This is a genomic window from Streptomyces sp. NPDC023573 (assembly GCF_055559735.1).
The window spans coordinates 17,034-29,721 of sequence record NZ_JBVHKB010000023.1 but is presented as its reverse complement, the minus strand read 5'-3'; the positions used below and the strand labels follow the sequence as shown (position 1 = coordinate 29,721).

General features: G+C 66.5%; 10 protein-coding genes and 5 pseudogenes. 7 read left to right on the top strand and 8 right to left on the bottom strand.

Annotation, left to right across the window (positions count from 1 at the left end):
• The 3 genes and pseudogenes from ACZ32T_RS36390 to ACZ32T_RS36380 all read right to left on the bottom strand — a co-directional run.
• A pseudogene (locus ACZ32T_RS36390) lies at positions 1–884 on the bottom strand (transposase); the annotation flags it as partial.
• Between the two features lie 121 nt (positions 885–1,005).
• Positions 1,006–1,185 (bottom strand): hypothetical protein, encoded by a 180-nt coding sequence (locus ACZ32T_RS36385; RefSeq protein ID WP_467371789.1) that lies wholly within the window; start codon positions 1,183–1,185, stop codon positions 1,006–1,008.
• A gap of 423 nt (positions 1,186–1,608) precedes the next feature.
• Positions 1,609–1,836 (bottom strand): hypothetical protein, encoded by a 228-nt coding sequence (locus ACZ32T_RS36380; protein WP_467371787.1) that lies wholly within the window; start codon positions 1,834–1,836, stop codon positions 1,609–1,611.
• A gap of 230 nt (positions 1,837–2,066) precedes the next feature.
• Between ACZ32T_RS36380 and ACZ32T_RS36375 the strand changes: the two genes are divergently transcribed.
• Positions 2,067–2,834, top strand: coding sequence for a transposase (locus ACZ32T_RS36375; RefSeq protein WP_467371785.1), 768 nt, complete (start codon positions 2,067–2,069; stop codon positions 2,832–2,834).
• A 628-nt stretch (positions 2,835–3,462) separates the two neighbouring features.
• Here ACZ32T_RS36375 and ACZ32T_RS36370 read toward each other — a convergent pair.
• A protein-coding gene (locus tag ACZ32T_RS36370) for an IS5 family transposase (RefSeq protein WP_467371783.1) occupies positions 3,463–4,337 on the bottom strand; the annotation gives its coding sequence in 2 pieces (ribosomal slippage) (positions 3,463–4,067 and positions 4,067–4,337; 876 coding nt in all).
• 116 nt (positions 4,338–4,453) lie between these two features.
• On the opposite strand from ACZ32T_RS36370, the gene ACZ32T_RS36365 reads away from it, so the two are divergent.
• On the top strand, positions 4,454–4,858 hold the full coding sequence (locus tag ACZ32T_RS36365; RefSeq protein ID WP_467371781.1) for a hypothetical protein: 405 nt from the start codon (positions 4,454–4,456) through the stop codon (positions 4,856–4,858).
• Here the strand turns inward: ACZ32T_RS36365 and ACZ32T_RS36360 are convergent.
• Together ACZ32T_RS36360 and ACZ32T_RS36355 are read right to left on the bottom strand one after the other, a co-directional pair.
• Positions 4,823–5,650, bottom strand: a pseudogene (locus tag ACZ32T_RS36360) (IS5 family transposase). The gene ACZ32T_RS36365 and the pseudogene ACZ32T_RS36360 overlap by 36 nt on opposite strands.
• 556 nt (positions 5,651–6,206) lie before the next feature.
• The gene (locus ACZ32T_RS36355; protein ID WP_467371793.1) at positions 6,207–6,845 is read right to left on the bottom strand and encodes a LysE family translocator; all 639 of its coding nucleotides are present in this window, start codon (positions 6,843–6,845) and stop codon (positions 6,207–6,209) included.
• A gap of 696 nt (positions 6,846–7,541) precedes the next feature.
• Here ACZ32T_RS36355 and ACZ32T_RS36350 point away from each other — a divergent pair.
• Complete coding sequence (locus ACZ32T_RS36350) at positions 7,542–8,138, top strand: sugar O-acetyltransferase (RefSeq protein ID WP_467371779.1); 597 nt, start codon at positions 7,542–7,544, stop codon at positions 8,136–8,138.
• Between the two features lie 332 nt (positions 8,139–8,470).
• Here ACZ32T_RS36350 and ACZ32T_RS36345 read toward each other — a convergent pair.
• Positions 8,471–8,731, bottom strand: a pseudogene (locus tag ACZ32T_RS36345) (helix-turn-helix domain-containing protein); the annotation flags it as partial.
• Positions 8,732–8,841: 110 nt separating this feature from the next.
• On the opposite strand from ACZ32T_RS36345, the pseudogene ACZ32T_RS36340 reads away from it, so the two are divergent.
• The 4 genes and pseudogenes from ACZ32T_RS36340 to ACZ32T_RS36325 form a co-directional block, all read left to right on the top strand.
• A pseudogene (locus tag ACZ32T_RS36340) lies at positions 8,842–9,441 on the top strand (ABC transporter ATP-binding protein); the annotation flags it as partial.
• 30 nt (positions 9,442–9,471) lie between these two features.
• On the top strand, positions 9,472–10,818 hold the full coding sequence (locus tag ACZ32T_RS36335) for a sensor histidine kinase (RefSeq protein WP_467371777.1): 1,347 nt from the start codon (positions 9,472–9,474) through the stop codon (positions 10,816–10,818).
• Positions 10,815–11,435 (top strand): response regulator, encoded by a 621-nt coding sequence (locus ACZ32T_RS36330; RefSeq protein WP_467371775.1) that lies wholly within the window; start codon positions 10,815–10,817, stop codon positions 11,433–11,435. The genes ACZ32T_RS36335 and ACZ32T_RS36330 overlap by 4 nt, the downstream gene beginning before the upstream one ends.
• Before the next feature lie 172 nt (positions 11,436–11,607).
• On the top strand, positions 11,608–12,063 hold the full coding sequence (locus tag ACZ32T_RS36325) for a hypothetical protein (protein WP_467371773.1): 456 nt from the start codon (positions 11,608–11,610) through the stop codon (positions 12,061–12,063).
• A 14-nt stretch (positions 12,064–12,077) separates the two neighbouring features.
• Here the strand turns inward: ACZ32T_RS36325 and ACZ32T_RS36320 are convergent.
• Positions 12,078–12,568: pseudogene (locus tag ACZ32T_RS36320) on the bottom strand (IS5 family transposase); the annotation flags it as partial.
• Positions 12,569–12,688: the final 120 nt, after the last annotated feature.

Sequence of the window (12,688 nt, the reverse complement as noted above, 5' to 3'; positions counted from 1 at the left end):
GCCGGCGAGTTCGGCGACCCAGGCGCCGCCGCGGACCTGGCCGCCGGTCTCGACGGCCGGCGTCCAAGCCGAGGCCGGGACCTTCAGGACGTGGCTGGGGATCTGCTCGGTGACGGTCATGCCGACGGAGTAGGACAGCCACCGGCCCGGCTTTGCGAGCCAGGCGACGAAGGTGTGGGTGCCGCCGGCTGAGTCGGTGCGCATCAGGGTCCGTCGCCCGCGCCGGTAGGGCTTCGGCAGCTGGGACAGGGCCAGTCGGGCGGCGATGATGTGGTCGGCGGCGGTGTTCGATCCCGCGTTGCCCGGTCTGAGCAGGGCCACGACCGGTTCGCCGGTGCCGCCCGGTCCGTGGTCGACGAACCCCATCAGCGGCTGGTGGCCGCAGGTCCGTTTCCAGGTGGGTGCGGCGTCCTCCTTGTCGGAGTGCGCGAGAACCAGCACCCCGTCGAGGTCCACGGTCACCGTCCCGCCGGCATCGGGTGCCCCGGCATCGGCCAACTTCCGGACGCGGGCGCGGGCTTCGGCCCGCGCGGCACGGATCGCCGCCAGAGCCTTCTCACCGGAGGCGGCGAGAGTGTCGACGAGACGGGAGACCGTCGGGTCCGAGGCCACCGGCCCGAACACAGCAGGCTCCGCCCGCAGCAGGCCGACATCCGCCAGGCAGTCCCCGCCCGAGGCGACCGCCAACGCCACGTCCAGCAGGACCTTCCCGGGATCATGGACGGCCCGCGGCGTCCGCCACGGCGCCAACGCCGCCGATATCGCGGTGTCCAGGCCCGCCTTGCGGACGGTCTCGACCAGCAGCCCGCTCCCGGCCTGCGAGACCATCGCCCGGCCGCCGCCCTCGATGGGATCCGCGGGTAGGACCCGATACGCTTCTTCACCTGGAAAGTGCTTCTTTCCGTGCAGCTGACAGGACCCTAGACAAGTCCCATCGTTGCAGGTCAGGAGCACTCTCCGCTTATTTGATCAAGACCCGGACACCTCGCTCGCAAAAACGCGAGGTCAGCCGTTTTCCCGGCCCGGCAGAGATGCGCCCTCCAGGAAGGCGCGATAGCTCTCGACGGCTTCCGGATCGATTTCAGGGTCGGAGTGGCCGTAGCGGGTGTCCGTGCGGTCCCGCTTCGGCCCGGAGACCCAGAACTCCTCGTCGGTCTGCACGTCGTAGAAGTTCGCATCGAACATCCCCCCTGCCCGACGCAGTGTCCTCCCGCGAAAGTACGCAGTACTCCAGGTCTTCGAGAAGTCCACCCACCCGATCCACGAGGGTCCGCGGTCGGTGGTGTAACCAGTCTTCAACTGCACGAACATGAGACGTCGAGGCATACCCACAGAGTCCTGCACAGACCGCTCCCGTGACCAGCCATTTTGCGGGCGCCTACGCGACCCGGCGGCACCGCCGACAAGGGCTCGGGCAGGCGGCCACGGCACTATGCGCTCGTTCACCTGGAGAGTGCTTGCTTCCTCTCAGCCGACAGACCCCCTGGCAAGTCCCATCGCCGCAGCTCAGCGTTACTTTCTACCTATCTGATCAAGGTCCGCGCCGGCCCGCCCGTGAAAGCCCGAGGTTAAGAGTTGTCCCGTAAGTGGTTCTGTGGTCGGTGGGCTTCAGAGGAAGGCCAGCGGGACGTCCTTCTCGATGCAGAGCCGCAGGATGCCCGCCAGCTGGCGGGCATCCTCGATGTGCTGCTGGAGGAGCTGATCGCCGCCTTCCCGTTCCCACTGGTCAGTGATCACCTCCAGCCTGACCAGTGGGAACGACGCGCACTCGGTAGGTGAGAGGTCCTCACCGCCGGCATCTGGATGATCGAGGAGTGGCTCCAGAGCGGTGGACACCTCGCTCCACGGACTCTCGCCGCCGAAGCCCCCCATCTCGGAGAGGGCGAACCCTCGGCCTCGGCCAGACGCCGCCGGAACGCGGCAAAGCCGCTGTAGGACCAGGAGACATCCGGACTGCTGTTGTCTCCGTCACCTGGGAAAAGAACCAGCCCCATGCGCCCTCCCCGCTCGCCGAATACACAGGATCTAGGACATGGGGCAGCCTCGGCAAGTGAGATGATCTTGTTGTGTCTGGTGTGATCACGGCGTCGGAACCCTCCTGGATAGCCCCGTTCACCGGGCTGAGCCCAAGACAGTTCGGGAAGCTGGTGACGGTGCTGCGTCGCGCAGGCGCGGACACAGCCCGCAAGGGCCGGCCGTGGAGCCTTCCACTGGAAGACCGGACCCTGCTGGTCACCGCGTACTGGCGCACGAACCTCACCATGCGCCAGCTCGCCCCGCTGTTCGGGGTGTCGAAGTCGGCGGCGGACCGCATCATCGACCACCTCGGGCCGATGCTCGCGCTCCGGCCTCGCAAGCGGTTCGCCAAGGACACCGTGCTCATCGTGGACGGCACCCTGGCCCCCACCCGCGACCACACCATCGCCGAGCAGTCGAAGAACTACCGGTACTCCACCAACCACCAGGTCGTCATCGACGCCGACACCCGCCTGGTCGTCGTGGTCGGCCGGCCGCTCGCCGGAAGCCTCAACGACTGCAAGGCATGGGAGGAATCCGGCGCCAAAGCTGCCGTCGGCAAGACGCTCACCATCGCCGACGGCGGTTACCCGGGCACCGGACTCGTCATGCCCCACCGCCGACGCGCAGGCGAAGACCTGCCTGAGTGGAAGCAGGCGCACAACAAGTCCCACAAGCAGGTCCGTACCCGCGTCGAGCACATCTTCGCCCGCATGAAGACCTGGAAGATCCTCCGAGACTGCCGCCTCAAAGGCGACGGCGTCCACCACGCCATGCTCGGCATCGCCCGGATACACAACCTCGCCCTCGCCGGGTAGACCGGCGGCCACACCGCGACTGATTCTTCCCAGGAGGACCCGGAGATCATTTACGGGACAGCCCTTTGGGCCTGCAGAGCAATAAGTTGCGTCTTTCCGCTCTTGACACCCCAGCTCATGCGGGGTGTTCGACAGCAAGTTGATTCCCGGCAAGCCCTTTAGGGCCTGGTGCGAAAGTGCTGGTAGCGACTGCTGTGGTTGAGTAGTGCGAAGTAAAGGAGGCCAATGACTACTTGGGACGGCGCCGCAGCTGCCGCTAGCTACTCCGAGATTCGGCAGTACTGCTTGATCGCAGCTCAGGCTCTCGAGGTCGCAGGCTTGTCACCTGCAGAGCGATGGGATGAGTCAGGTGGAACGGCCTTCTACTGGCCGAAGGGTGACACTGCGCTCGCTCATGGACCCTGGTTGAACGGAATCGTCGTGTTTTGGGGCACCAGAGGCACACGTCGCGGCTGGAGTTGTGCGTCCCTTGATGCGGCCGGTAATCCCTTGCTTGAGGCCATAACCTGGCTCCCTCTTCCTCCCTCTGTTGCCCCGGGTCTGTTGGCCGAACATCTCCGGTATCTGTTCGACAAAGGTGTTGTAGCGCGTGATCTTGAGCGCTGATAGAGCCACCCCTATGTCCCGTTCATAGCCACTCGTTGAGGACGGCGACCAGCACGGTCGCTTCGTAGCGGACGGCGAGTTTGTCATACCTGGTGGCGACAGCCCGGTGGCGCTTAAGGCGATTGAACCCGCACTCGACCGCATGGCGCTCGCGGTAGTCGACCGGGTCGAAGCGCGGCGGCCGGCCGCCGCGGGCGCCGAGCTTCCGACGGTTGCGGGCCTGGTCGGACTTGTCGGGGATGGTGCATCGGATCCCACGTCGGCGCAGGTAGGCGCGGTTCCTGCGGGAGGCGAACGCCTTGTCCGCCCGCACACGGCCGGGGCGGACGCGTGGCCGGCCCGGGCCGACGCGGGGCACACGGACCCTCTCCAGCACGGGCTCGAACTGTGGCGAGTCCCCGCGTTGTCCTGCCGTGATCACAACCGACAGGGGCTTCTGGCCCTGCTCGACGGCCAGGTGCAGCTTGGTGGTGAACCCGCCGCGTGAGCGTCCCAGCCCATGATCTCCGGGCTCGGTGAAAACACCGCCCGGCGGTTCCTTTTGCAGGTCACTCTGCTTGCGGGCCCCGGCCGCATGCTGGTGTGCACGGCAGACCGTGGAGTCGACGCTCAAGTCCCACCTGATCACCCCCTTGCGTCGGCCAGGGTCTGGAGCCGAGTGAGGATCCGGTGCCAGATGCCGTTCCGCTGCCACCGGCGGAACAGGTCGTAGACCCGGCTCCACGGCCCATACTCGACGGGCACGTCCCGCCACGGCACACCGGTCCGGACCCGGAACCGAATGCCATCGATCAGCTGTCGTCGAGCCCGGACGGGCGGCCACCCCGCCTTCGTGCCCTTCGGCAACAGCGGCTCCGGCACCACCCATTGCTCGTCCGTGAGATCTCCCGGACCCATGACCTTGATCATGCACAGCCCAAGATCCACTTTCGCTGCACGCCCTAGAACTCGTAACGGAATGACTCTGTGGGGTTGGCGCCTCGTTGTGGGGTGCTGTCGGGCAGCATGGGGCAATGCACTTTGATCAGCCGCTGCCTCGCGAGGTGAAAGTCATCGGTTCGGCCTCGCTGCTCAGGCTGGAGGAGCGGGCGTGCGACCTCCGCCTGAACCAGCGGTTGGACCCAGCGTGGGTGCAAGCGAATGCGGCGCCAGACGGAACTCACTACCTGTGGCCGGCCTTGTGGAACAGCCTGTCCCACCGCCCCGACGTTCCACGTCAGCTGCGATGCGAACTGCTGATCACGTTGCGTGCGGGAGACCGCGCGATCAGCCTGCTGGACGTGGTTCCCGACGACTTCACCCCGCTGCCGCGGGTGACCTCACGCGAGGAAGGCATGCAGGTCAGCCAGCTCATTGACCGCGTTCCTACGGTCAGGGAATGGCTACTGCGGCAGGGCGAGGCATCGGGTCAGCTGTGACAGGCGTTGCCAGCAGATGAGCGCGCATCCCAGGGTGAGGAATGCCTCGTGGATGTCGTCGCGGATCTCCCAGCGGATCCGCAGCCTGCGCAACCAGTGCAGGTGGGCGAAGGCCCGCTCGACAACCCAGCGTTGGACGCCGAGTCCGGAACCGTGCACGATGCCGCGTCGCGCGATCAGTGGCTTGACGCCGAGTGCGCGGACGAGGCGGCGGTACTTGTCGTGGTCGCAGCCGCAGTCACCGGGTACGACGTCGGGGCGGCGCCGGGGCCGGCCGCGCTTGCCCCGGACCGGGCGGCACTGCCTGGAGCAGCGGGATGAGCTGGGTGCCATCGTTATGGTTGCCGCCGGTCAGCGTGACGGCGAGCGGAATGCCGGTGGCATTGGTGATCAAGTGGTGCATACTGCCCGTCCTGCCTCGATTGACGGGGCTTCGTTCCGTCTTGGGTCCCCTTTTTAACGCCCTGATGTGGGACCCGTCGACCGCCGTTACGGAGAAGTCCAGGGCGTCCGCGCTGCGGAGCGTGGCCAAGAGCGCTTCGTGGAGCCGGGGCCACACGCCGGCCTCGGCCAGGCGCCGCCAGCACGTCATGCCCGAACCGAAGCCGAGCTCCTGCGGCAGGGTTCCCAGGCCATCCCGGTACGCAGCACGAACAAGATGCCCTGGAACACCAGCCGGTCCGGATGCCGCTTCCGTCCTGGATAACGGACCCGACGTTCAACCTTGGGCAGCAGCGGCTCGATCACCGCCCACAACTCGTCTTCGACTTCCCACGGCTTCGGCCGAGCCACCCCGCACCCCGGTCAACGCTCCTGGAGCGATCCAACCACTTCAAAGATCATTTCTAAGTGAAGGCTCTGCACACTCTGAGGACCACGACAAGTCATGCCCCTCAGAGAGCCTCACGCCCTCGAAGTAGCCCGGTCCCGAGGCCTCAGGCCTGTCGTCGACGACGCAGCCGCCGCAACGCGGGGTCGGGCTACGGGCCCCTGTTCCCTGGGTTCCGGGCCGGGTTTCAGTGGAGAGGTCTCCCCGCCAGCCGTAGGCGGCCGGCTCGCAGCGGCCCGGAGGGAGGCCCTGGGGCGGGTGCAGGGAGCCGGTGAGCCCGCCGGGGAGCGCTTCGGTGGTGTCCTGCGGCGGGCCTGGACCAGCCGCAGGACACCCGGTTGGAGGCGGCTCGTCAGGCTCTCGGTCACCACGCCTCCGACCGCGGGGACGTCAGTCCACCCATTCAGCCATTCCGCCACCATGGCGGGGACTGTGATCGACGCGATCAGCGCCCGCAGCGTTACCAGCGGGTAGCCGCGAACAGCGCCTGCGGACGCCGCGATGTCCTCAAGCGCGATTTTAGTCCTTGCGCCCGGTAACGGCCACGGTGACGCCGAGGCCGACCATCGTCAGCCCACCGATCCCACCGACCAAGGAGAGCCGCCGGGGTGAGCCGCCGAACCAATCCCGCGCGGTAGCTGCGACCAGGCCCCACACGCTGTCCGAAGCGGCCGCGATGAGGTTGAAGACCAAACCGAGCACGAGCATTTGAACCGCGACGTGCCCCTGACTGCGGTCGACGAACTGGGGCAGCACGGCGACAAAGAACACGATGGTCTTGGGATTCGACACACCGACCGCAAAACCCTCCCAGAACGTGCGCAGGCCGCGGTGCGCCGCCCCGCCATCAGCGAACGAGGCCTGCAAAGAACCACGCTCCCGCCAGGCCTTGACCCCGAGATACACCAGGTAAGCGGCCCCCGTCAGCTTCAGCACCGTGAAGACAAGAACCGAGCGTTCCACGATGGACCCGATCCCCAAGCCCACGGCCACGATGAGTACATAGGAGCCGAGCGTGTTCCCCACGACCGTGGTCAGTGCGGCACGGCGCCCCTGCGCCAACGCCCGCCCGACCACGAACAGCACGCTAGGGCCGGGAATTGCGATCAGCAAAAGCGACATGGCGGCGAATGCAAGCAAGCGGTCAGTAGACACCATGAAGCTCATGCAAGCACGGGGAGCCTTCTCACTTCCAGCCGTTCCTCAATCAGCCTCATGATCCGGTCAGCCTCAGTCCGGAAGAGAGCGAGGCCGAGGCAACGCTGCCCATCGGACGACACGTGGCGAACCTCCGGCGGCAGGAAGTGAAGAACGGCGCGGTCGACGGCGAGACCGAGCCGGGGGCCACGGTCCAAGGGACCGGCGCCGGGTAGAGCGCCGGGATTCGCCTCCACCCTCGCAGAGGGAGGTCAGTCGGAGTGCCGCCGCTCGGGCCAGGCCCACCATTGAAGGTGGTGTGTTTGCCCAGCAGCGTCCGGGCCGTGCCGGGCCTGATCTTCTGTCTTCAGAAACCGGTGATCAATGGTGCCGCATCCGTGTCCTGCACCGCTACTCACGGGCAAGATCACCATCTACGCAGGAACGAGGTTCCTTTACTGCCTGGGCAGGTCGGGGGCCAGATCGTGGGCGGAATGTTCGATTGCCCAGCGGGTGACGACCGTGTCGTGTCGAGTGGTGGCCATCAGATGAAGGACGTTGGTCCTCTCCACTCGCGAACCAGTGGCCACCAAGTAAAAAGTGCGCGCCTCCGCTCTTCACGGTGGTCTAGCCTGCCCTACGCCTGGTCGCAGGACGGGCACTCGATCGAGCAGGGCCCTGCCGAACTGAAGAATCAGATGAAGGGAACGTCCCGCTGTGGCCGATACTCACCACGAAGAAGTCCTCGACCGGATCGCCAGAGGGCTTGTTTACACAGAGTCCGAAGCGGCCTTCCAAGCCCCTCGCCGCCGTACGGACCAGATTTTCGAGTACAACCGGACACCCCCGAGCGAAAGCGGGAGACGCCGGGCCCTGCTCGCTGCGATCTTCAGCTCCGTCGGCGAACGCACGGTGCTGTTGCCGCCGTTCCACGCCGGGTTCGGCAGCAACGTACACATCGGCGACGACTTCTTCGGGAACGTGAACCTGACGTTCGTCGACGACGTGGACATCCACATAGGCAACGATGTCATGATCGCGCCCAGCGTGACGCTGACCACGACGGGACACCCGGTGCATCCCGCGCGCCGAGCTGACTTCGGGCGGTTCTCCGAGCCGATCGTGATCGAGGACAAGGTGTGGATCGGCAGCAACGTGGTGGTCCTGCCCGGCGTCCGGATCGGCTACGGGTCCGTCATCGGTGCCGGAAGCGTCGTCAGCCGCAGCATTCCCCCGATGAGCATCGCGCTCGGGACGCCGTGCCGTGTAGTCCGCCCCATCACGGACGAGGACCTCACCACACGTACTGCCTAGCCAATGCGGCGGGACAAGCCTGCTGGCGGTGGCAGTAGCCTCCGGCTGCCCGCTTCGGCCACCTAACCAACTAGGCGACGGCAGTGGCGTCCGGACCGCCTGTCATGTCCGTTGGTCAACCTGGTCTCTATACTCGGGCTTTCACTTGCGGTCCGTTCAGGTCATGGGCGAAAACGCGAAAGTGCCTTCTGAGCTGGGACGATGAACCTTGTCGAGAGGTTCTGTCGGTCCAGGCGGAAGGCACTTTCTGCGTACGGCGCATCGGGTCTCGTCCCAGGCTTCATGTCTCCGAAGATGGTGCGGGGGTGGTCGGGCATGCTGGGGCACGGCCGGGTTCCGTCCACGATCCACAACCGTCCGACATCCGCGACGGGCCACGGCGCCGGCTCCAGCGCAAGAAGCGGTCGCAGGCGATGGATGACCCGGCAGACGGTGGCTGGGGAGATCCCGAAGAGCGGGGCAAGCCGGCGCATCGTGAGGTTGGTCCGGTAGCAGACGGCCACCAGGAGGACCCGGTCCGCCAGCGGCAGGCACCACGGGCGCCCTCCACCGGGACCGTTTCTTCCCCGCTCCTGTACTGCCTTCAGGGCTTTGGGCGCACCGCAAGGTGCTGTGGATCCACCGAACGGTGGAGGCGTGAATCAACCAAGCTCAGACCCTACGGTCGATGTGGTGGGGTGCGGTGCGTCCGTAACTTCGCGGCATGACCGCATTGGAAGTGCGAAATCTGCACAAGCGCTACGGGCAGCATGTGGCCGTCGATGACGTTTCTTTCGCCGTTGAAGAGGGGGAGATCTTCGGCATCATCGGGCCCAACGGTGCCGGCAAGACGACAACTGTCGAGTGCATCGCCGGGCTGCGAAAGCCGGACTCGGGCTCGATCTCTGTGCTGGGGCTCGACCCGGTCAAGGACCGGGCGGAGGTGCGTGAGCGACTCGGTGTGCAACTGCAGGAGAGGAGCTTCCCGGACGCGATCAAGGTCGTCGAAGCGCTCGAGCTCTACAGCTCCTTCTACCGGGACCCCGCCGACTGGCGCGAGCTCATGGAGCGCGTGGGTCTCACCGAGAAGCGCAACACGCGGTACAGGGCTCTCTCAGGTGGGCAGAAGCAGCGGCTTTCGATCGCGCTCGCTCTGGTCGGCAAGCCGAAGGTCGCGATTCTCGACGAGCTCACGACGGGGCTGGACCCGCAGGCGAGGCGCGACACCTGGAGTCTCATTGAGCGGGTTCGTGACACGGGCGTCACGATCCTCCTTGTCACGCACTTCATGGCGGGTATCGCAGTGATCGCGAGCGCGATCGCCGCGAAGCTCTTCCGCTGGGAGTAGGTGACGATGACGCGAGATGCCCGGGCCGGTGAGCGCCCGACCTTCGCTACGCACGAGTCCGCTGTCGCGGAGGAGGCGGAGATCGCGAATCGCTCACGGTTGGCCTGGAAGGAGGAGCAACTGCGGGTCTGGGACCTGCTGCAGTTGTTCACCCCGTGGCTGCTGCTCACGATCTCGACGGCGATCTACTTCTCGTGGGTGCTTCCGGCCTCCGGTGAACACTTCTGTCCCGAGGGCGCATCCGTCCTCGGGCTGGTCGCGGTCTCGGTGCCGTGGGTGCTGTTCGGTCACACGCTGCCCATCAGGAGGAGGACGCTGCGGCCCGTGGCGGCGGGCATCTTCCTCGCCGGGCTGCTGGCGTTGTGCGTCACCCTCATGACGTACTCCGACATCTTCCTCGTCTTCACCATCGCCGGCTTCTTCCACGCCTACTTGCTCAGGCCGTGGCCGTTGGGGGTGCTCGGAGTCCTGGCCACCTCCGTTGCCCTCAACGGCTCGGCGATGCGCGTGTGGGCGCACCCGGCCCCGGACACGCTCGCGGAGTTCATCCTGATCGTCGCCGTGCAGACCGCGGCGATCGGGGTGGGGATCCTGCTGACGGCGCGCAGCGAACCAGAGGAACGCAAGCGGGAGAAGCTCGTCGAGCGACTCGAGGCGGCACTGCACGAGAACGCCGGGCTCCATGCGCAACTGGTCGCCCAGGCCCGGGAATCCGGTGCCCAGGACGAGCGGCAGCGCTTGGCCGGCGAGATCCACGACACCCTGGCCCAGGGGCTCGCCGGCATCATCACCCAACTCCAGGCCGCGGAGCGGTCCGCGCGTGTGCGGGGCGAGACGGAGGAGCACGTCGCGCGTGCACTTCGGCTCGCGCGCAGCAGTCTGACCGAGGCCAGACGGTCCGTGCGGGCGCTCGCTCCTGAGGAACTCGGGCGAGCGCACCTCCCCGACGCGCTGCGCACGTTGACCGAGCGATGGTCGCAGGACGAGGGGATGAGCGCCCGGATGGAGGTCACCGGCACCCGGGAGCCGCTGAGCCCGGCGATCGAGGTGTCGCTCTTCCGGGTCGCGCAGGAGTCGCTGACCAACGTGGCGAAGCACGCGGACGCATCGCGTGTCGGTGTCACGCTGTCGTACACGGGCACCGAGGTGCTGCTGGACGTGCGGGATGACGGGCGCGGGTTCACGAACGGGGTCGGCACCGGCTTCGGCCTGACGAGCATGCGCCAGCGCATCAGAGGGGTCGGAGGTCATATAGATGTCCAGAGCGCACCGGGTGAAGGAACATCCGTCAGTGTGCGCGTTCCGGCGATCGCCCCCGGGGGCCCGAGAGCACAGGGGGAAACCGACCGATGATTCGCCTGGTAGTTGTCGACGACCATCCGATCGTGAGGGGCGGTCTCCGCGACACCTTCGCGGACGCCGAGGACATTGTCGTGGTCGGTGAGGCCGGAGACGGCGCCGAGGGCATCGAACGCGCCAAGCTGCTGGCAGCGGATGTCGTGCTCATGGACCTTCGGATGCCCGGGATGGACGGCGTCGTCGCGACCGCGGCCCTGCGCGAGGCGGCTCCGAGCGCGCGCGTGCTGATCCTGACCACCTTCGACAGCGAGAGCGACGTACTGCCGGCGATCGAGGCGGGGGCGATCGGATATCTCCTGAAGGATGCTCTGCCCGACGAACTGATGCGCGCCGTCCGTGCAGCCGCGCGGGGAGAATCTGTGCTCGCCCCGTCGGTGACGCAGCACCTTATGGGACAGGTTCGAAGGCCCGGCCCCGGCACACTGACCGATCGAGAGAAGGAGGTGCTGCAATTGATCGCAAACGGCAACTCGAATCGAGAGGCCGCTACAGCATTGTTCATCGGCGAGGCGAGCATCAAGACCCATCTGCAGCACATCTACGACAAATTCGGCGTTCGCGATCGAGCCTCGGCGGTGGCCGAGGGCTACCGCCGCCGCCTGCTCACGTGACGCCCCCGCCGTCGGCCGCCGCACGGCAGGACCGTCGCGAGCAGCATCAAAATCGGAGAGGTCTTCCTCCAAGACGGTCTGCGCTGAGCCCCGCCCAGCCTCCACTCCTCTGTCAACGGCCTCTTAAAGAGCGTGTCTCCTTGGTGTTGTCCGCCGTGCGAAGCTGTGTGCTATGGAGCCTTCGGTAGTCCGTGGACTTGCTCTGCCCGCCCTGCTGACGTCGCTCATCGAGCGCGACCTCTGGCGTCATCCGGGCGATGTGGTGCTGGCGAAGGCCATTCCGTGGTTCAAGGACCCACTTGGCTTCGTGTCGAACCCCGAGCAGATGGTGTATGCGTCCCAATCGATGGACATGTTCGCCGATGATCCGCACTCCGCCTTCTTTCGCCAGGCACGCGGAAGCAGGGGCGTCGCCCCGCTCGAACTTCCTTGGCTTGACGTTGACCAGGCAGTGCTGATCGCCACCACTCGCAACCCCGGTGATGATGGCGCGTTGGCTCTCGACTACCGGACTGACCCCTCAGATCCCCGCATCGTCGGCAGCGACTTCTGGACGGATCCCCTTCTGTGCGAGTGGAGGGTCGTAGCGCCTACTTTCTCGGACTTCGTCTCGAGCTTGGGCCTATAGCTTCCGCAGTCATGTCACTGCCGCGCCCAGATCAGAATGGACGCGACGTGGAGTGCGGCCTGGTAGGCGATGGCGAGGCTTGTCTGTCCGCAGGGCCAGGCCGCGCCACTGCTTGAGGCGGGCGATGCACCGCTCGACGGCATTACGCTCCTTGTGTTTCGCGGCGTAGAAGCTGGGTGGACGGCCTCCGACACGACCTCGCCGCAGGCGGTGACCGATTTGGTCTGCGGGCTGCGGGATGACAGCCCGGATGCCTCTGCAACGAAAGGTGTCCACGGATCGCGCGGGACGAGTAGGCGCGATCCGCCAGGACGGTTGTCGGGCGGGTTCTTGGCCTTCCGGATCCGATGCGCGGGATCCGAATCCTGGCCATGACCACCTCGAAGGCCGGCGCGTCACCAGCCTCACCGGCGGTGACGTGGATACCCGGAGGACGGGCCCGGCTGTCACTGGTCAAGTGGACCTTCGTGCTCAGCCCGCCACTGGAACGTCCAAGCGCGTGATCCTACGGCTCCGACCGGCCGGGCGCCTTTAACTACCGTCGACATGCTTCGACTTAGGGCTCACAGAGAATCAGCATGTTGATTCTCTGTGAGCCCTAAGCGTTGGCCCGTAAACGATTCTC